The 18,987-nt window shown below is 49.5% G+C and carries 13 protein-coding genes and 2 pseudogenes; 9 read left to right on the plus strand and 6 right to left on the minus strand.

The window, feature by feature from the left end; translation table 11 throughout:
• Positions 1 to 200: 200 nt before the first annotated feature.
• The 3 genes from F8562_RS25305 to F8562_RS25315 all read left to right on the plus strand — a co-directional run bounded on the left by F8562_RS25305 (position 201) and on the right by F8562_RS25315 (position 3,633).
• Entirely contained in the window at positions 201 to 1,490 is a 1,290-nt protein-coding gene (locus tag F8562_RS25305; protein WP_049594013.1) for a carbohydrate porin, read from the plus strand.
• A 125-nt stretch (positions 1,491 to 1,615) separates the two neighbouring features.
• Complete coding sequence (locus tag F8562_RS25310; protein ID WP_224239843.1) at positions 1,616 to 2,515, plus strand: MalM family protein; 900 nt, start codon at positions 1,616 to 1,618, stop codon at positions 2,513 to 2,515.
• A gap of 101 nt (positions 2,516 to 2,616) precedes the next feature.
• Complete coding sequence (locus F8562_RS25315; RefSeq protein WP_224239844.1) at positions 2,617 to 3,633, plus strand: LacI family DNA-binding transcriptional regulator; 1,017 nt, start codon at positions 2,617 to 2,619, stop codon at positions 3,631 to 3,633.
• Between the two features lie 738 nt (positions 3,634 to 4,371).
• Here F8562_RS25315 and F8562_RS25320 read toward each other — a convergent pair.
• Positions 4,372 to 6,711, minus strand: a complete 2,340-nt coding sequence (locus F8562_RS25320; RefSeq protein WP_077260801.1) for a glycoside hydrolase family 9 protein — start codon at positions 6,709 to 6,711, stop codon at positions 4,372 to 4,374.
• 541 nt (positions 6,712 to 7,252) lie between these two features.
• On the opposite strand from F8562_RS25320, the gene F8562_RS25325 reads away from it, so the two are divergent.
• The 3 genes and pseudogenes from F8562_RS25325 to F8562_RS25335 all read left to right on the plus strand — a co-directional run.
• Positions 7,253 to 9,979 (plus strand): glycoside hydrolase family 3 protein, encoded by a 2,727-nt coding sequence (locus F8562_RS25325; RefSeq protein WP_053094427.1) that lies wholly within the window; start codon positions 7,253 to 7,255, stop codon positions 9,977 to 9,979.
• A 293-nt stretch (positions 9,980 to 10,272) separates the two neighbouring features.
• A protein-coding gene (locus tag F8562_RS25330; RefSeq protein WP_094909515.1) for an IS3-like element ISEc52 family transposase occupies positions 10,273 to 11,441 on the plus strand; the annotation gives its coding sequence in 2 pieces (ribosomal slippage) (positions 10,273 to 10,522 and positions 10,522 to 11,441; 1,170 coding nt in all).
• 8 nt (positions 11,442 to 11,449) lie between these two features.
• Positions 11,450 to 12,013: pseudogene (locus F8562_RS25335) on the plus strand (ArsA-related P-loop ATPase); the annotation flags it as partial.
• A 30-nt stretch (positions 12,014 to 12,043) separates the two neighbouring features.
• Here the strand turns inward: F8562_RS25335 and arsC are convergent.
• From arsC to arsR, 5 genes are read right to left on the minus strand one after another with little or no spacing between them, the layout of a single operon-like run.
• On the minus strand, positions 12,044 to 12,469 hold the full coding sequence (gene arsC, locus F8562_RS25340; RefSeq protein WP_049594017.1) for a glutaredoxin-dependent arsenate reductase: 426 nt from the start codon (positions 12,467 to 12,469) through the stop codon (positions 12,044 to 12,046).
• 12 nt (positions 12,470 to 12,481) lie between these two features.
• Positions 12,482 to 13,771: an arsenite efflux transporter membrane subunit ArsB gene (gene arsB / locus F8562_RS25345; protein WP_049594018.1), complete on the minus strand. Its 1,290-nt coding sequence runs from the start codon at positions 13,769 to 13,771 to the stop codon at positions 12,482 to 12,484.
• Between the two features lie 47 nt (positions 13,772 to 13,818).
• Entirely contained in the window at positions 13,819 to 15,570 is a 1,752-nt protein-coding gene (gene arsA / locus F8562_RS25350) for an arsenite efflux transporter ATPase subunit ArsA (protein ID WP_049594019.1), read from the minus strand.
• 17 nt (positions 15,571 to 15,587) lie between these two features.
• Positions 15,588 to 15,950, minus strand: coding sequence for an arsenite efflux transporter metallochaperone ArsD (arsD, locus tag F8562_RS25355; RefSeq protein ID WP_000783215.1), 363 nt, complete (start codon positions 15,948 to 15,950; stop codon positions 15,588 to 15,590).
• Positions 15,951 to 15,997: 47 nt separating this feature from the next.
• The gene (gene arsR / locus F8562_RS25360) at positions 15,998 to 16,351 is read right to left on the minus strand and encodes an As(III)-sensing metalloregulatory transcriptional repressor ArsR (RefSeq protein WP_001114073.1); all 354 of its coding nucleotides are present in this window, start codon (positions 16,349 to 16,351) and stop codon (positions 15,998 to 16,000) included.
• Positions 16,352 to 16,627: 276 nt separating this feature from the next.
• On the opposite strand from arsR, the pseudogene F8562_RS25365 reads away from it, so the two are divergent.
• The 3 genes and pseudogenes from F8562_RS25365 to tnpC form a co-directional block, all read left to right on the plus strand.
• Positions 16,628 to 16,942, plus strand: a pseudogene (locus tag F8562_RS25365) (transposase); the annotation flags it as partial.
• Positions 16,943 to 17,018: 76 nt separating this feature from the next.
• Positions 17,019 to 17,366 (plus strand): IS66 family insertion sequence element accessory protein TnpB, encoded by a 348-nt coding sequence (gene tnpB, locus F8562_RS25370; protein ID WP_064355312.1) that lies wholly within the window; start codon positions 17,019 to 17,021, stop codon positions 17,364 to 17,366.
• A gap of 49 nt (positions 17,367 to 17,415) precedes the next feature.
• Complete coding sequence (gene tnpC, locus F8562_RS25375) at positions 17,416 to 18,954, plus strand: IS66 family transposase (RefSeq protein ID WP_049594021.1); 1,539 nt, start codon at positions 17,416 to 17,418, stop codon at positions 18,952 to 18,954.
• The last annotated feature ends 33 nt before the right edge of the window (positions 18,955 to 18,987 follow it).

Consider the following 18,987-nt stretch of genomic DNA (forward strand, 5'->3'; position numbering starts at 1 on the left):
AACCCAAACGGTTGATCTCATCATTGATCAGCTGCGCCCCGACTTTCATTTTATTTCATGAAGCAAGGGGAGAACAGAATGCTAACAAAAAACAAAAGTAATGGGTTAATAACCCTTTGCTTTAATAGCACTACCCTCTGGATTAAAACTTTTTACTTAAAGACTTTTAACTTATCAATACATTTTGAAAAGGGATTGTTATGAAAAAGAACTACCTCGCAAGTTCAATTATGCTCTGCTGTGGAATGTTACTTTCCTCACAGGTAACGGCGAGTGAAACCATTGGTTTTCACGGCTATATAAGAGCCGGGTCCCTTTTTGATGCCAGAGATAACTTTAGCAAAGCGGGTTATGCAGATGAGATTGATAAAAACATGGGCCGTCTGGGGGCTGAAGTTGACAATAGCTGGGAAGGTCGGCTGAATAAATTATGGAATTTAAATGACGGTAAATCTGTCGATATTCATCTGACAATCGAGTCTAAAGGGGATGGTTTACAAACCCGTGCGGCACCGCGCGAAACAGGTATTTCAGAAAGCTACGTAGAACTCGGCGGCATTACCCCGACGGGTAAACTATGGGGTGGCCTGAGATACTACGATCGTGAAAACTATGTATTCACAACCGATTATTTCTATACCGATTACTCAGGTACCGGTATTGGGGTTAAAGACCTTGAATTGGGTGGTGGGAAATGGGATATGGCTTACATCGTCAGTAATGATGCTAACCATACTGAACGCCCGGATGGTAATTCGGCGATCATGCACACCGTGCACTCCAGCGCAAAATATGGCGCATGGGATTTTGAGATCGCCGCTAAACAGATGCCAGATAACTCATTTATTGGTGATGACCACAAATATGCAACTAAAGGCATAGAAGGAACCGTCATCTACTCCAGGGATGATTTCTTTACCGCCACTGGCGGTTTTTCAAAAGTCATTTTACAGGCAGGACGCGGACTGGGTTCCGGAGATCTCTTGGGCGCGACATTAACGGATACGTCGATGTATCGTAAAAGCTCTCTGTATCAGAAAACAATGCAGGATGTAAATAACGGCTATAAACCCTATCAAACTAAGGTCCAGGAGGGCGACCAGTCCTATCGTATGTTTGTATGGGGAGGCTGGTATGGTGCTAACGTCAATATTTTACCCACCTTCACCTACCAATATAATGACTATGAAGCAGGCCACCATGACTCATGGTATGCAGCATCATTACGCTCAGTTTTCCCGTTTAATGAGTTCTTCTCAATACAGACAGAAGTCGGCTACGTCGATAACGATCTTGTCGTGAATAATATGGACCAGAGCAGCCGCTCCAGTAAGATTAGCTTTGTTCCGACATTTACCGTTAACACCGGAATGGGGCCATCACCGGAGATTCGACTGCTCGCGACCTATGTCGATCGTAAATACAATGTGAGCTGGATGGACAGTCGTGGTGACTTCCTTGTAGGTGTCCAGGCCGATATGTGGTGGTAATGACGCCAGGTCGATAGTAAAGCGGATGTAACGATCCGCTTTACATCAGATGCAGCGCTCAGCCCACGATCACAATTTTACAATACGCAATCTTAAAACTTACTATCACCGAGTCTCTGTTAAGCATGAAACATAAAAAATCTTCGCTAAATCTCTCTCTGCTACTACTCAGCCTGATGGTTACTGGCTGTCATTCATTTGTAGCATCGACATCAGGCACAAGCGCTCATTCACTGCAGGAACAGGTGGCCATCGACCGGAATGCGCTTGCGGCAAAGTCAGCCATTGATAAGCTCAGCGATATTAAGTACACCCCTATCCAGGGTGATAACGTCATGGCCCAGATCAATGAAAATAGCCAGGTTTTTTCTTTTAACTCAGAGAAGAGTTATGTTGCGGCCTATTCTATCGAAGGTAAACAGGTGGGTCGGTCGGTAAAATTAAGTTCGCCACTCGATTTTAGCGTGTTCATCCCTTCCGTGATGATTTTAGATGAAAACTTTAACGTTGTTAATGTAATAAAAAATAGCCACTTCCCCTACACCGAGGATTCATTCGGCGCCAATCTTTACAAAGGCACATTCTCATTACCGGATGGTTATACAAAACTGTATTTATTAATTTACACAACCGCTAAAGACGCTTCCGGAAGTACCGTTATTGACAATGAATTGTTACAAAATAGTATGCGTTACGACAGGGTTTCTGATGTCGGTAAATTTTCTAGGCTAGCCGTCCCCCATTCCACCACGGGACGTATAAAGCTTGAACTTATAAAAAGTGCTGATGACCGCTATGTTACAGAAGAGGCCCCGGTAAGGACGCCTGTATGTCTGCAAAATAGGCCCAACACTGCTGCTGGTATAAGCGCACAGGAATATTATGAAAAAATAAGAAAACTCTTATCTTTCAAAGACTATGAACAAGCTATTCAGTATGTTCGTGAAGCTGAGTGTTCAGGCTTTACAAAAGCCAGAGATGTTTTCTTTTCTGTGATTGAGGATAATGAAAGGAAAAATTTATAGTTGAGAACTCGCCATATCTATCGTAACCTTGCTCGATGGGTAACCATGATGATTCTATTGAACCATTAAATGTAATAGAGAGCCACGTGAAGAAAGCCAGGATGAAAAGCACGACAGTCTACGATATTGCTCGTGTCGCAGGTGTCTCTGCAAGTACTGTTTCTCGTATATTGACAGGATCGGCTAAAGTTGCTGAAGAGAAGCGTATTGCGGTCGAGCAGGCTATAAAGGAGTTAGATTTCCGGCCCAATCTCATGGCGCAATCATTAAAGAGCGGCCAGTCAATGACGCTTGGCGTGCTGACACAGCATCTTGATAGTCCGTTTTCTAATGAAATGTTGCGTGGTGTGGAAAAAACCCTTGAAGGTACCGGCTACGTACCTGTTGTCGTGAGCGGTCACTGGAAGTCGAAGCAAGAACTCGAACGTATGCAGTTATTGATTGACCGTCGCGTGGATGGAATAATTATATTAACAGGACACATTAGCCAACAAAGTCTCATCGAGTTATCCCTTCAGGTCCCTATCGTAGCAGCCGGCCATGATATTAATACAGCGCAGGTTCGTTCATTTAATGTCAACAATAGCCTCGGCGGTTATATGGCGACGCAATACTTATTAGATCTTGGGCATCGAAAGATTGCCCATATTCTTGGCAAGATGGATCAAAAGGATGCGGTTGATCGTCTTAATGGCTACCGCCAGGCCCTGAGCATTGCAGGCATTGAGTATAATCCAGACCTCGTTGTACAAGGTGACTTCAGCGAAGAAGGTGGTCGCCAGGCGATTAAGCATCTGGTCTCCAATAATATTGATTTCAGTGCCGTATTTTGTGCCAACGATCAAACCGCATACGGTGCGATACTCGGCCTCAAAGAGGCTGATTTAGACGTGCCTGATGATATTTCCGTGATTGGCTTCGATGACCTGCCCTTTTCAACATATAGTAATCCTCCCCTTACCACCATCAAACAGCCCATTTATGAAACCGGCGTTAAGCTGGCGCAGACGCTGCTTAGCTTAATTAATGGTGGTGATGATGAAGTGACAAAAGAAAGTGAATCCCTGCTTCCTGAACTGCAGATTGTTAACCGGAAAACCGCCTTGGAATTCAAATGACTTACCCTTTATCCGTAAGCTTTTCCGAACAATATGATTTTACGGCAAGCTCACGGGAAGTTTAAATTCTCTTATTAATAATCACGATGAAAAACCCTTGCCTTTATCGTTCGGAGGGTTTTGTCTGATGACGCCGGTCTACTCTCCTGCCCGCCTGAAAAATGAATACGGCTCTTTTCCCGGTCTGCACCCATCATTCGGTAATTGTTAAAGATATCAATTACTATAATAACCCTGTGCAATCATTATATCTTTGCAGCTACAGAGATCATGCTGTCTTTATGAAATAGCCCCGCAATACTCAGACAGCCGATATGGCGGCAATAACGGATAATCTGAATATGTGGTTTGTTGGCCAGTCGTGAGAGACCGGATCAGCGGCATTTAAGACCAGAAAAGCCGACTCGGCGCGGCTCAAGGAAATAGCGGGACTATAAACGGCGTATGGCTACCGGCGCTGCCGGCGAGGAGGTCTGAGATAGCATCCCCAGTGAACGCTCCATCGAAACGTAGTCCCGGGTGGACAAGAAAACACCAGCGGTTGGCTGACTTAAATGGCGGTGATGGTGCTGACCAATAAAACGAACAGGACATCCCCCTTCTTGCCAGAGAACGGCGAATAAGCACCCCGGTTACTGCCACCACTCAGCCCATTTCATGACCCGTCGGTCTTATTGTCAGCAATAAAAAAGGTGCGGCATATATCACAATGTCGCACCTCATATTATATCTTTAACTTTACTTATTCAGATAACCTTCATCTATATAGCTGGTTGTCCAGAAGAAAGGAGCATTCCAGTTGATAGTGACTTCATTCAGAGTCCATGAGCCAATTTCATCTTTCCAGCATGTTTGCCCGGTACAATGTCCTTTGAGACTGGCAGCGATAGGATCGCTGAAGCTGATCGAGTTTGGCCCACCGGACATCACGCCTGGCGGCACCAGCGGTGATGACGGATCGAGCTGCTGAGCCCAGAATCTATGGTGCGGATTCTTGAGCGGTCGGCTACCGTAACCCGACACATAGGATTGATCGAGCGGGTTGCGTCCAAGAACATAATCCATGGCGTCAGACATCGCCTGGACATATTTGCGGTCGCCGGTGAAATCATGCGCCAGCCCAAGGAAAATACTGCGGTTCATCAGGTTCGAGTTAGAACCCCATGGATACTCCACTGCAGAATAAGGAATCAGATACCCCTCAGTCTGTACGCTTTGCGCGTAGGCATTCGCAGTATTAATAATCGTCTGTTTGGCTTTTTTAACGTCTTCAGCAGGAAGATCGTTCGGAACCAGCGCCAGGGTAATAGTCCCGGCAGCAGAGACGTCCTGCCAGAAGAGATCGCCCGTAGCGTCTTTATCGCCTTTAGGGCTGGTTAGGTAGTAGCGTGAGTTTTTTATCGCATCGAGATATTCAGCTTTTCCTGTTGTGGTAAACAGTTCCGCCGCAGCCCAATAGAACTCATCATCCACTTTGGTATCATCATACGGGCCTGAACCGACAAAGTTGTCGTAGGCAAAAACATTTGGATGCTTATTAGCCGATTTCCATGCTTTCTCTGCCGCTGCGAGGCAGCGTTTCGCATAGGCTGCGTCCGTATCTTTCCAGACGCGCGCGCATTGCGCTGCAGTCGCCGCCAGATTTAAGGTCGCTGCAGTACTCGGCTGGCTTAAATAACGCGGCTGGGGATCTTTATGTGGCGGAAGCGGCATGCCAGTCCAGGCCTCATCGGCCACTTTATGAAACGCCATCCCTGAAGCATCGATCTCTGTCAGCTTGAGTGCCTCAAGATGACCGGACTGATCGCCGACGGGTACCCACGCCTTCTTGCCATCAGGAACCTGCATTGCCAGCATAAAGTCCATCATCCAGCGCGCTTCATCCAGAAGATCGTTCTTGCGATTGTTATTTTCGGGGATTTTTACTTTACCATCGCTAAATGCGCTTTCCTTAACGTTGCGAGAGTATTTCTCGTGTTCAAAGAAATTCATTAATGTCCATGTGGAAATACCGCCATTCACAACGTATTTACCCTGGTCCCCCGCATCGTACCAGCCACCGGTAACATCCAGCTTATAATCACAGCCAGGCCATTTATTGCCTTTGGCGTCGGTCTTATTAAAGCACGTTACTCGTTCTGACGGATGCCCTGCCGGACGGGCAAGATCGGGCCGTTGAACGTACTGTTTCTCGATAGGAATACCGCTACGCTGCTGATAGAAGAAAGAGAGCGCATCGTACTTCAGCTGTTGATAGAGTTTGCTGCTGATATTAAATGGGTGGCTCTTTTTATCACCCACCACCAACGTTAACTCGTCTGTTTCTTCCGTGTACTGGCTGAAATCGATAATATGCACATTTTCATTTGATGCACGGTTGATACCGAAGGGTTTAGTCTGACCCTCGGCCACTTTCGTCCCCATGCTATTGAGTAGAGTCCAGCTCAATGGCTGAGTCGAATCACTCACCATGGTTGCTCGCTTCAACGCGTGCGGCAAGTATCCGACCTGGTTTACCCTAATCGGCGCAAAGTTCGACGCGACTTTCAGCCGAGGCCCCTTCAAAGAAACGTTGCTGAGGCAAACCGTGGTCGGAGACTGAGTGCCCAACTGTAGCTGGAACTGAGCCTTCTCGTCTGCTGATTTAGGGGTGAATTTAAAATTAAAGTCTTTCCGTGTTTCGTTTAATTCAACGTCCTGGGCGAAATAGTTCGTATATGGTGCGCCATCTTGTTGAACCAAAATTTTGGCATTAATTGGCTTCTTGGTTACCGCTGTAAAGCTAAGATTATAAGACTGGCCTTCCGCCAGAGGGATCCCGGACTGAGCAAAAATGACATCCCAGGGGTTCGCTCCACCGTTAGTGAAAGTAAAACAGCCCATATTGTCTACACGATCCAACTGGCCTCCTGCGGCCCACCAACCATCCGTCCCCGCGGCAAAACTCCCATTATTCACTAACTCCTCTGCCGGGCTGGCACTCTGTTGAGTGCTACTACCATCACCGTTAATACAACCCTGTAAAGCAAAAAGACTTGAGAAAATGAGTGAGAACTTAACTGTTCTGCGTGTGTTCATTGAAAACTCTCCGAATTAAACACCCTAAACATAATGATTCCAAAAAATAGACAACAGAAAATAGATCACCGATGAAATAGATTGATACGGCAGCCACCATCGCCTTGTGATAAATCGACCTGTTTACGCTCTAAATGTTTTGTAGCTTATCTTGAGTGGTAAATTCTTATGCGTAGCCTATTCCAAAATAACGATCGGCGTGGTCGGTGTGACCGAAACGATAGTAACTCAATAGCGGTAAGAATAGCTGACATAGGATTTCCATCAGAAACTACATGTAATGCACCTTGGGTCATGTACGACTTCATTGCCATCATATCCACATCACGATTCTTCTGAAATCGATTTCTAGTCAGCTGTGCGATTTTTGTGATTTCCATCTCTGTTTAGAAGATGAGCCTTGCTATTCCTTCATCAAGACATAGATCACAAAGGTTGTTCATGCTCTTATGGCTCACGGATACGGCATGCATAAAACATGAACACGTCACTAGCATGCACGTGAAATCGATTTCTATAAAACTTACTCTGGGGTTTGTGTATGAAAATCATGCTGGGGGCTAACTGCACATTGATTGCCTTATTGAGCGCAAATGTCGCGTTGGCATCTAATGAAGTTGCCGTTGCACCTTACTTTTCCGATTGGCCGGCAATACATAGCGTCATTACCAAAGACGAAACGATTGAAAATAGAGTCAAAGAGATTCTTGCAAAGATGACTCTTGATGAAAAAATTGGCCAAATGCTGCAGCCTGATTTTCGGGAAATCACCCCTGAGGAAGTGGCTCAATATAAAATTGGTTCGGTACTTAACGGTGGCGGTGGTTGGCCTGATAACAATAAACACTCTCTGGCTCGGAGCTGGGTCACTGAAGCAGATAAATACTGGATTGCAACGGATAAGGCCTTTGCTGGTCGTGGCTTCAGAATTCCCTTTATGTGGGCTACCGATGCGGTTCATGGTCATAACAACGTCTTCCAGGCCACTCTCTTCCCACATAATATTGGCCTGGGAGCCGCCCACGATCCTGATTTAATTTATAGAATTGGCCAGGCAACGGCTCTCGAAGTTGCCGCGACAGGTCTTGACTGGACCTTTGCTCCCACCGTCGCGGTGCCACGTGACGATCGTTGGGGACGCACCTATGAAGGTTATTCTGAGGATCCCTCCATCGTCTATGCCTATGCAAAAGAGATGGTCAGGGGCCTACAAGGTTCTGCATCTGATCTGAAGGGACAACATCATGTTATTTCAACCGTTAAGCACTTTGTTGGCGATGGCGGAACGCTGTACGGCGTTGATCGCGGTGATACTAATTATTCAGAGAATGACCTGCGTAATATTCACGCGGTAGGATATTTTTCAGGCCTAGACGCGGGCGCTCAGGCCGTAATGGCGTCGTTTAATAGCTGGAAAAACGATAAAAATTCCGCTATGGGAATTAAGGTCGGGAGCGAGTACAACGGCAAACTGCACGGCAGCTATTATATGCTAACGCAGGTACTTAAGGACAAAATGGGTTTTGATGGCATAGTCATATCTGACTGGAACGGCCATAGTGAAATCTCTGGTTGTAGTATGGGAGACTGTGAAGCTGCAGTGCTGGCTGGCATAGATATTTTCATGGTGACAGCAAGAAAGGACTGGATGTCATTTCGGACCAGCTTACTCGATAGTGTTAATGACAAAACCGTCCCAATGTCCAGAATTGACGACGCAGTCAGTCGCATTCTGAGAGTCAAAATGCGTGCTGGTATGTGGGACAAACCTATGCCGTCTCAGCGTACCCTTGCAGGGAAACAGAGCATTCTTGGGAATCCTGACCACCGCGCACTGGCAAGGGAGGCAGTTCGTAAGTCCCTAGTATTGCTGAAGAACAAAAATAACATTTTGCCTCTTAGCCGAGACCTCAACGTGCTGGTTGCCGGTAGCGCTGCGAATGATATCAGCAAGCAAATTGGCGGCTGGAGCCTCACCTGGCAAGGGACGGAGAATAACCTGTCTGATTTCCCTGACGCCGTTACCGTCGCAGGAGCCATTGAGAAAACCATTGGCAAACACAACGTAATGACACTCTCCTCAAGCCAGCTGGATCTTAAAGAACGGCCCGATGTGGCTATCGTCGCCATGGGCGAAGACTCATACGCAGAATGGTTAGGTGATATTCCTGATAATAAGACGCTATCCTACTCCGAGCTGAAGGCTGGCTATTCCGGAGATCTCAAATTATTAAAAAAACTTAATAAAGCCGGTATCCCGACGGTTGTTATTTTGCTTTCTGGCAGACCGCTCTACGTCAACGAAGAGATCAATCTTTCCGATGCATTCGTTGCCGCCTGGTTACCAGGCACCGAAGCAGAAGGCATTACCGATGTCATCTTCCGCGACACTAGCGGTACGATAAGTCATGATTTCCAGGGGGCTTTGTCGTTTTCATGGCCAGCACAGAAATGTGCGACCACAATCAACGCGGCACCAACCAATATCGCTGGCTGGCAGCGTCCGGAATTTGAACAGAAGCCGGATAAAGAGCATGTGTTATTTAATTTTGGTTACGGATTGACCTACAACCCGCCTTCACGAACGGCGGCTAATTATCAAGATTTGGATCGCTTACCGCTCGATAATCGTCGCCTGGGCTGCCGGGAGTTGAGCATGGAAAAATCGCCGGTGGCCACCACCCGACTCGAGCTGTTCGGTGAAAAAGCCTCCGATGAGCATCGTTTAAGAATGGGAGATGAGAGTAACTGGACCGGTACCGAGGTATCAATAAACGGTAAATCCGCGATGCAGTATATTAGCGTACGCCCTGTCGATTATAAACGTCAGCAGGATGCGCGCGAGGTAACATTTATGGGGACCAGCGAGAGTACCGGTGCATCTATCCAACTCCAGACAACCAATGTTAAAGGGATTAATCGGAATAATTATCTCAAGGCAAACAGTAACTTAATGGTGACTTTGCGCGTTAAGAAAAAACCAGATCGTAAAATGGAGATAGGTATGCAGTGCGGTTGGCCATGCGCTTCCTCTATCGCTATCAACGAGACCTTAAATACTCTCCCGTTAAATAAATGGGTCACCCTCAGCATTCCGCTAACTTGTTTCAAAGAAAATATGGATTTTTCTAAAACTAATACACCCTTTATTCTGACGACCACGGCGAATGCCAAACTCGATTTGGGATTAATTAACTGGACTCCAGCTGGCGTTAATCCGGAGATGGATAACCTCGTCCAGGTTACTTGTGATGGAACCCCGAGATAAATCCACGATGTAAATCACAGTGGCTAACCCTATTCGACAGTCTCTGTATATGGCTGTCGGATAGATAGCCTATCAGGAGCTCCTGCTATCCGCTTTCTACACCCGCAGAAATTAAGTAATGCTGGTGCGACTAATTTCTCCCTTTTCATTAAGCCCTGTAACATATTCCTTTCCCTCTTTAGCCTATTACATTATCTTGGCTATATCCTTATTTCTACCCTTGAAGTGGTTTACTGAATTTGGCCACCTGAACAGAGGTGATATGCTCACCTCAGAACAACACAGGTGTCATAATGAAAAAAAGAAATTTCAGCGCAGAGTTTAAACGCGAATCCGCTCAACTGGTCGTTGACCAGAACTACACCGTGGCAGATGCAGCCAGCGCTATGGATGTCGGCCTTTCCACAATGACGCGATGGGTGAAACAATTACGTGATGAACGGCAGGGCAAAACACCAAAAGCCTCCCCCATTACCCCGGAACAAATTGAAATCCGTGAGCTCAGGAAAAAGCTACAACGTATTGAAATGGAAAATGAAATATTAAAAAAGGCTACCGCGCTCTTGATGTCAGACTCCCTGAACAGTTCTCGATAATCGGGAAACTCAGGGCGCGTTATCCTGTGGCCACTCTCTGCCATGTGTTCGGGGTTCATCGCAGCAGCTACAAATACTGGAAAAACCGTCCTGAAAAGCCAGACGGCAGACGGGCTGTATTACGCAGTCAGGTACTTGAACTGCATGGCATCAGCCACGGCTCTGCCGGAGCAAGAAGCATCGCCACAATGGCAACCCAGAGAGGTTACCAGATGGGGCGCTGGCTTGCTGGCAGACTCATGAAAGAGCTGGGGCTGGTCAGTTGCCAGCAGCCGACTCACCGGTATAAGCGTGGCGGTCATGAGCACGTTGCTATCCCGAATCATCTTGAGCGACAGTTCGCCGTAACGGAACCAAATCAGGTGTGGTGCGGTGATGTGACCTATATCTGGACGGGTAAGCGCTGGGCGTACCTCGCCGTTGTTCTCGACCTGTTCGCAAGAAAACCAGTGGGCTGGGCCATGTCGTTCTCGCCGGACAGCAGGCTTACCATGAAAGCACTGGAAATGGCATGGGAAACCCGTGGTAAGCCCGTCGGGGTGATGTTCCACAGCGATCAAGGCAGCCATTATACGAGCAGGCAGTTCCGGCAGTTACTGTGGCGATACCGGATCAGGCAGAGTATGAGTCGGCGTGGAAACTGCTGGGATAACAGCCCAATGGAGCGCTTCTTCAGGAGTCTGAAGAACGAATGGGTGCCGGCGACGGGCTATGTAAGCTTCAGCGATGCAGCTCACGCAATAACGGACTATATCGTTGGATATTACAGCGCACTAAGACCGCACGAATATAATGGTGGGTTACTGCCAAACGAATCAGAAAACCGATACTGGAAAAACTCTAACGCGGTGGCCAGTTTTTGTTGACCACTTCAGTCCTGGAAAATCAGGGCAAAGGATTAGATGCAGAAGGGCTGGCGGTGCTGGAGGAAGACCTCCGCTCGCCATGCACTGAAGAGATTGCTGTTTTCCAGGCATTCTCGCGGGTAATCAAAGAGGCAGACGACCATTTTGTCATTATGGACACCGCGCCAACGGGTCACACGCTTCTGCTACTGGATGCGACTGGAGCCTATCACCGGGAAATGGTGCGCCAGATGGGGCAAACACATGACCATGTGATGACGCCAATGATGCAATTGCAGGACCCGGAGAAGACGAAGGTGATTATCGTGACGCTTGCCGAAACGACACCTGTACTGGAAGCAGCTAATCTGCAGCAGGATCTGCGTCGCGCTGGCATCGAGCCGTGGGCATGGGTTGTTAATAACAGCCTGGCAGCTGCTCAACCGTCTTCACCTTTCCTGAAGACCAGGGCGAACCGCGAGCTGCCTCTCATCTCTGATGTGGAAGAGCAGTATGCAAAGCGTATTGCATTAACAGCGCTACAGAGTGAAGAGCCTGTTGGTATTGACCTGCTGGAAGAGATGGCGAAGTAATAATGAAGGGGGCATTTGCCCCCTTCATCTTTATTTCAGTCTTTTACCTGTATCATCAACGACTTTTTCACCATCTTCCTTGGTGAAAGCCGCTTTCTGAGCATCCGGAAGAATATCCAGAACCGCCTCTGAAGGACGGCAAAGTTTAGTTCCGAGTGGCGTCACGACAATCGGACGGTTAATCAGAATAGGATGTTGCAGCATAAAGTCGATGAGCTGGTCGTCAGTAAATTTATCTTCTGCAAGACCCAGTTCCTCATACGGCTCGACGTTCTTACGCAGCAAAGTACGGACGGAAATGCCCATATCTGCAATGAGTTTGACCAGCTCATCGCGTGAAGGTGGAGTCTCAAGGTAAAGAATAACGGTCGGCTCGATACCGCTGTTGAGGATCATCTCCAGCGTATTACGCGACGTGCCGCAGGCTGGGTTGTGATAAATGGTGATGTTGCTCATATCAGTATCTCATTACAAAGTGAAAGAGAGACGTAGCGCCAGCGCGGCCAGCGTTACAAACAGCACAGGCAGAGTCATGACGATCCCGGTGCGGAAATAGTATCCCCAGGTGATGGTCATATTCTTCTGTGAAAGGACATGCAGCCAGAGCAGCGTTGCCAGGCTACCAATAGGCGTAATTTTTGGCCCCAGATCGCAGCCAATCACGTTGGCATAAATCATCGCCTCTTTGATAACGCCTGTTGCGGTGCTGCCATCAATAGAGAGAGCGCCAACCAGCACGGTAGGCATATTGTTCATGATGGAAGAGAGGAAAGCCGTCAGGAAGCCAGTACCAAACGTCGCGGCCCAAAGTCCTTTATCTGCCAGCACGTTCAACACACCGGAGAGGTATTCTGTTAGTCCGGCATTACGCAGACCATAGATCACCAGATACATTCCCAGAGAGAATATGACGATCTGCCATGGCGCACCGCGAAGCACTTTGCCAGTGTTAATGGCATGACCTCGCTTCGCCACCGCAAACAGAATGACAGCCCCTACAGCAGCAATCGCACTGACCGGGATACCCAACGGCTCAAGGACGAAAAAGCCAACCAGAAGAAGGATCAACACTATCCAGCCGGTTCTGAAGGTTGCCAGATCTTTAATCGCTTTTGCCGGTGCTTTCAGGAGAGCCAGGTCGTAAGTAGGCGGAATATCTTTGCGGAAGAACAGATGCAGCATCACCAGCGTGGCGATAATGGCTGCGATATCCACCGGTACCATTACCGACGCATACTCAGTGAAACCCAGCCCAAAGAAGTCTGCAGAAACGATGTTAACCAGGTTGGACACGATAAGCGGCAGACTGGCCGTATCGGCAATAAACCCGGCGGCCATGACAAATGCCAGCGTAGTACCTTTGCTGAAACCTAATGCAAGCAGCATGGCGATGACAATTGGCGTCAGAATCAATGCCGCACCATCGTTGGCAAACAGTGCCGCCACCGCTGCGCCGAGCAAAACGATATAGGTAAACAGCAAACGCCCGCGACCGTTACCCCAACGTGAAACGTGCAGCGCCGCCCATTCGAAAAAGCCCGATTCATCGAGCAGAAGGCTGATAATAATCACGGCAATAAAGGTCGCCGTCGCATTCCAGACAATATTCCACACTACAGGGATATCACCAAAATGGACTACGCCAGAGATCAGCGCCAGTACCGCGCCCAGCGTCGCACTCCAGCCGATCCCTAATCCCTTCGGTTGCCAGATAACCAAAACGATGGTCAGGACAAAAATAGCGCCTGCCAGTAACATAAATCCTCCAGACAGGACGGCTTTGCCGCCCTGTATATACAAAAAAATTAAACGGCCAGCTCTCTGAGTTTCTCGATGCCAGTGGGCTCTACAGCCATTACCGGTACTAACGCTATGCGGCTTGCATGCTGGTTTTTCACAACCTCGATTTGAGGAAGCTCTTGTAGGGCACGCTGGCAAAGCAGCGGCGATTGCGTCTGTGCAATCGAAAGGCTGTTATTGATAATCCAGCCCCAGGGATGAATCCCCGCACGTTCAAGATCGGACTGCAGGTTTGCCGCTTCCAGTACAGGTGTGGTTTCAGGCAGAGTGACCAGCAAGACTTTGGTACGTTCCTGGTCCTGAAGCTGCATCATCGGAGTGGTAAAATGACCTTTATCCCCCATTTTCCTGGCAATCTCACGGTGATAAGCCCCGGTAGCATCAAGCAGTAATAGCGTATGCCCGGTAGGTGCCGTATCCATGACCACAAACCGTTTGCCAGCTTCTCGAATTACGCGTGAAAACGCCTGGAACACCGCAATCTCTTCTGTGCAAGGAGAACGTAAATCCTCTTCGAGCAGCCGTTTCCCAGCCTCATCCAGATCCCTGCCTTTCGTCTCAAGAACATGCTGACGATAGCGTTCAGTTTCATCGTGAGGGTTGATTCGGCTGACCTGCAGATTTTTGAGGCTGCCATTGAGCGTTGTACTGAGATGTGCAGCAGGATCTGAGGTGGTGAGATGCACATCAAAACCCTTATCCGCCAGACTGACGGCGATAGCCGCAGCCATTGTGGTTTTGCCCACACCACCTTTGCCCATCAGCATAATCAAACCGTGTTCACTGCGGGCGATATCATCAACCAGGACAGACAACGACATATTCTCTGGCTTGTTCTGTGGGCTTTGTTCAGGAAGCGATGTTATCTCAGCGTGTTCGTTGAGCAGGTCTTTCAATGCGGACACACCAACCATGTTCAGCGGCTGCAGGTATAAGTTGTCTGTCGGCAAATCAGATAACCCGGCAGGAAGATTTGCCAGCGCCTCTTGCTCCCGTTGCCATATTGCAGCGGCCAGTGCATCACGTTCTGCTTCGCTCGCAGGCAGGACACCGTTAATGACTAAATACTGATTTTTAAGGCCAATAGCTGATAATTCGTCATGAGTACGAGCGACTTCCTGCAGAGTTGATTTTTGCAAGCGCGCGACCAGCACAAGGCGAGTTCGTTCAGGATCGGATAATGCCTCAACCGCATGAGCATATTGCTCGCGTTGTTTTTCCAGCCCAGCCATTGGACCAAGACAGGAAGCACCATCCGGGTTACTTTCGATGAAGCTGCTCCAGGCTCCGGGAAGCTGAAGAAGGCGAATAGTGTGGCCAGTTGGGGCAGTATCAAAAATGATGTGATCAAAGCGGGTCAGCAGAGAAGCGTCAGTCAGTAAGCCAGTAAACTCGTCGAATGCAGCGATCTCTGTCGTACATGCTCCTGAAAGCTGTTCACTGATGCTGTTAACAACGTCATCAGGCAAAAGACCTTTAATAGGGTCAACGATTCTGGCGCGGTATTGCTGGGCGGCGTCCTGCGGGTCAATATCCAGAGCCGAAAGACCAGACACAGCAGTCACGGGCTGGATAGTGTTACCGATAGTCTGATCGAATACCTGACCGACGTTGGAAGCCGGGTCGGTACTGACAAGCAGAACACGCTTTCCCAGTTCAGCCAGACGTATAGCCGTTGCGCAGGAAATCGAAGTTTTGCCTACACCTCCCTTACCGGTGAAAAACAGGTAAGACGGGATATTCTCTAAGAATTTCATATGTCCTCCTGACATACTCAACAACAGGAAGTTTTACCACCACAGCAACTGGTGGAAGCTAAACCCACCTTTTCCAGCGGTATACCAAACCAGCGAGCCAGTTCAGCGCGTTTTGGGTATCGCCCGGCCATCACCGTTTCACCATCAAGCAACAGCAGCGGAAGCCCTTCAGCTCCAGAAGCCTCAAGGAATGCTTTCGCTTTTTCGTTCTCAACGAAGCTCATAGGCTGCTGCGCCAGGTTATAACGTTCGATCTGAACCCCACGCCCTTTCAGCCATTGCACATCAGCAGAAAAATTGACCAAAACCTGATCGACATCTGAACCACAAACGCCGGTACTGCAGCACATCGCCGGATCAAACACCGTTAACATTTTCATCTTTAACACCTCACATTCGTAAAAACACATATGTACAGGCAAAATTTTTAGATACAAACAGCCTTACCGCTGCCAGAGCAGTTGGCCGATGCCAGCTTACGGGCGATGGCCTGTACGTCGTCCTGTTGGCTTAACCAGGCCTGCTCAATCACCAGGGCAGCCCAGGAAGGAATATGCGGGGATAAGCGATAATGAACCCATTTCCCCTGTTTGCGATCCAGCAACAGGCCACTTTCCCGAAGCATCGCCAGATGGCGGGAGGTCTTGGGTTGTGATTGTTCCAGCGCTGTGCAGAGATCGCATACGCACAGCTCCCCCATCTCCCTGAGCAGTAGCACGATACCCAGGCGGGTTTCATCAGATAGTATTTTGAAAAGTTGTAGGGATGCAATTTCTGGCATTATGTACTCCTGCTATGAATGGGTATTGTCTCTCCACCAAAACAAGAAATCAAAATCATATGTGTTTTCTCGCATGTGAGTGCAGGTGTCACTATGCGATTGAAAAACGACCTGATGTGCGATCGTTACGTTAGTTGGGTAGGTAAAAAAGTCATTTGAGGCTAAAACATTGCTTAGTGCGGGCTTTCGTTCATAGAGAAGAATGAATAATATCAATTATAACAATTGGTTATTTCCTTAGCGTACGTTTTCGTTCCATTGGCCCTCAGACCCCATGAACTGCGGCGTAAGAAAATCAGCGCCCTTATCCCTCCCCGAAAAGGTGCGGGTTACTGGCCCGGTGAATATGCAGACCGTAACCGTGCAGTGGCTAATCAGCGAATGACCGGGAGTAATGCGCGGTGGAAATGGACAACAGATTACAACCGTCGCTCGATAGCGGAAACGGCGATGTACCGGGTAAAACAGCTGTTCGGGGGTTCACTGACGCTGCGTGACTACGATGGTCAGGTTGCGGAGGTTATGGCCCTGGTACGAGCGCTGAACAAAATGACGAAAGCAGGTATGCCTGAAAGCGTGCGTATTGCCTGAAAACACAACCCGCTACGGGGGAGACTTACCCGAAATCTGATTTATTCAACAAAGCCCTGATACAGGAACTGAAGCGATGATCCCGCTACCAACAGGCACCAAAATCTGGCTGGTTGCCGGTATTACCGATATGAGAAACGGCTTCAACGGGCTGGCTGCAAAAGTGCAGACGGCGCTGAAAGACGAACCGATGTCCGGCCATGTCTTCATCTTCCGGGGCCGCAGCGGCAGTCAGGTTAAACTTCTGTGGTCCACCGGCGACGGGCTGTGCCTGGTGACCAAACGGCTGGAGCGCGGGCGCTTCGCCTGGCCGTCAGCTCGCGATGGCAAAGTGTTCCTGACCCCGGCGCAGCTGGCAATGCTGCTGGAAGGCATCGACTGGCGACAGCCGAAGCGGTTGCTGACCTCCCTGACCATGCTGTAGGCTTCTTTATCCTGGTTGTCGCAGAATAAGCCTGGTAAAATGCTGGCTTATGAATGACATCTCTTCTGACGACATCCTTCTGCTGAAACAGCGCCTTGCCGAACAGGAAGCGCTGAACCGTGCCCTGCTGGAAAAGCTGGCAGACCGGGAGCGCGAAATAGACCATCTGCAGGCGCAGCTGGATAAACTTCGCCGGATGAACTTCGGCAGCCGTTCCGAAAAAGTCTCCCGCCGTATCGCACAAATGGAAGCCGATCTGAACCGGCTTCAGAAAGAGAGCAATACGCTGACCGGTCGGGTGGATGACCCGGCAGTACAGCGCACTCTGCGTCAGACCCGCACCCGCAAACCGTTCCCCGAATCACTCCCCCGCGATGAAAAACGCCTGCGGCCAGCGGGTTCCTGCTGCCCGGAGTGTGGTGGTGCGCTGAGTTACCTGGGTGAGGATGCCGCTGAACAGCTGGAGCTGATGCGCAGCGCCTTCCGGGTGATCCGGACCGTACGGGAAAAACATGCCTGCACAAAATGTGATGCCATCGTGCAGGCCCCCGCGCCTTCGCGCCCCATTGAGCGGGGTATCGCCGGACCGGGGCTGATGGCCCGCGTGCTGACCTCAAAGTATGCAGAGCACACACCGCTGTATCGTCAGTCTGAAATATACGGTCGCCAGGGCGTGGAACTGAGCCGTTCACTGCTGTCGGGCTGGGTGGATGCATGCTGCCGGCTGCTGTCCCCGCTGGAGGAGGCGCTTCAGGACTATGTCCTGACTGACGGTAAACTCCATGCCGATGATACCCCGGTCCAGGTGCTGTTGCCGGGCAATAAGAAGACGAAGACCGGGCGGTTGTGGACGTATGTTCGTGATGACCGCAACGCCGGGTCAGCGCTGGCACCGGCGGTGTGGTTCGCCTACAGCCCCGACAGAAAAGGCATCCATCCGCAGACCCATCTTGCGGGGTTCAGCGGTGTGCTACAGGCGGATGCGTACGCCGGGTTCAACGAGCTGTACCGCGATGGCCGGATAACGGAAGCCGCCTGCTGGCCTCACGCCCGCCGTAAAATCCACGATGTGCACGTTCGCACGCCGTCAGCCCTGACGGAGGAAGCCCTGAAGCGTATCGGCGAACTGTATGCCGTGGAGGCGGAAATAAGAGGAATGCTGGCGGAACAACGGCTTGCTGAACGTCAGCGGAAAACGAAACCGCTGCTTAGTACCCTGGAAAGCTGGTTGCGTGAAAAAATGAAAACGCTGTCGCGACACTCGGAGCTGGCAAAGGCGTTCACGTACACCCTGAACCAGTGGCCGGCCCTGACGTACTATGCAGAAAACGGCTGGGCCGAAGCCGATAATAACATCGCTGAAAATGCGCTGCGGATGGTCAGTCTGGGTCGTAAAAACTGGTTGTTCTTCGGCTCAGACCACGGTGGTGAGCGGGGAGCGTTGCTGTACAGTCTGATCGGGACGTGCAAACTGAACGGCGTGGATCCAGAAAGCTACCTTCGCCATGTCCTTGACGTCATAGCTGACTGGCCGGTCAACCGGGTCAGCGAGCTGCTACCCTGGCGCATCACACTGCCAACTGAATAACACATCCTCGTCAATACGGTTCTCGCTGTACGC

The sequence above is a fragment of the Klebsiella sp. RCJ4 genome (assembly GCF_009025755.1).
Taxonomy (GTDB): domain Bacteria; phylum Pseudomonadota; class Gammaproteobacteria; order Enterobacterales; family Enterobacteriaceae; genus Klebsiella; species Klebsiella michiganensis.

Bases quoted from the DNA above. Each gene is read 5' to 3' on its own strand.
- tnpB (WP_064355312.1), top strand. From the start codon at position 17,019: ATGATCCCGCTACCAACAGGCACCAAAATCTGGCTGGTTGCCGGTATT.
- arsB (WP_049594018.1), bottom strand. From the start codon at position 13,771: ATGTTACTGGCAGGCGCTATTTTTGTCCTGACCATCGTTTTGGTTATC.
- F8562_RS25310 (WP_224239843.1), top strand. From the start codon at position 1,616: ATGAAACATAAAAAATCTTCGCTAAATCTCTCTCTGCTACTACTCAGC.
- F8562_RS25305 (WP_049594013.1), top strand. From the start codon at position 201: ATGAAAAAGAACTACCTCGCAAGTTCAATTATGCTCTGCTGTGGAATG.
- F8562_RS25315 (WP_224239844.1), top strand. From the start codon at position 2,617: ATGAAAAGCACGACAGTCTACGATATTGCTCGTGTCGCAGGTGTCTCT.
- F8562_RS25325 (WP_053094427.1), top strand. From the start codon at position 7,253: ATGAAAATCATGCTGGGGGCTAACTGCACATTGATTGCCTTATTGAGC.
- F8562_RS25320 (WP_077260801.1), bottom strand. From the start codon at position 6,711: ATGAACACACGCAGAACAGTTAAGTTCTCACTCATTTTCTCAAGTCTT.
- arsA (WP_049594019.1), bottom strand. From the start codon at position 15,570: ATGAAATTCTTAGAGAATATCCCGTCTTACCTGTTTTTCACCGGTAAG.
- arsR (WP_001114073.1), bottom strand. From the start codon at position 16,351: ATGCCAGAAATTGCATCCCTACAACTTTTCAAAATACTATCTGATGAA.
- tnpC (WP_049594021.1), top strand. From the start codon at position 17,416: ATGAATGACATCTCTTCTGACGACATCCTTCTGCTGAAACAGCGCCTT.
- arsC (WP_049594017.1), bottom strand. From the start codon at position 12,469: ATGAGCAACATCACCATTTATCACAACCCAGCCTGCGGCACGTCGCGT.
- arsD (WP_000783215.1), bottom strand. From the start codon at position 15,950: ATGAAAATGTTAACGGTGTTTGATCCGGCGATGTGCTGCAGTACCGGC.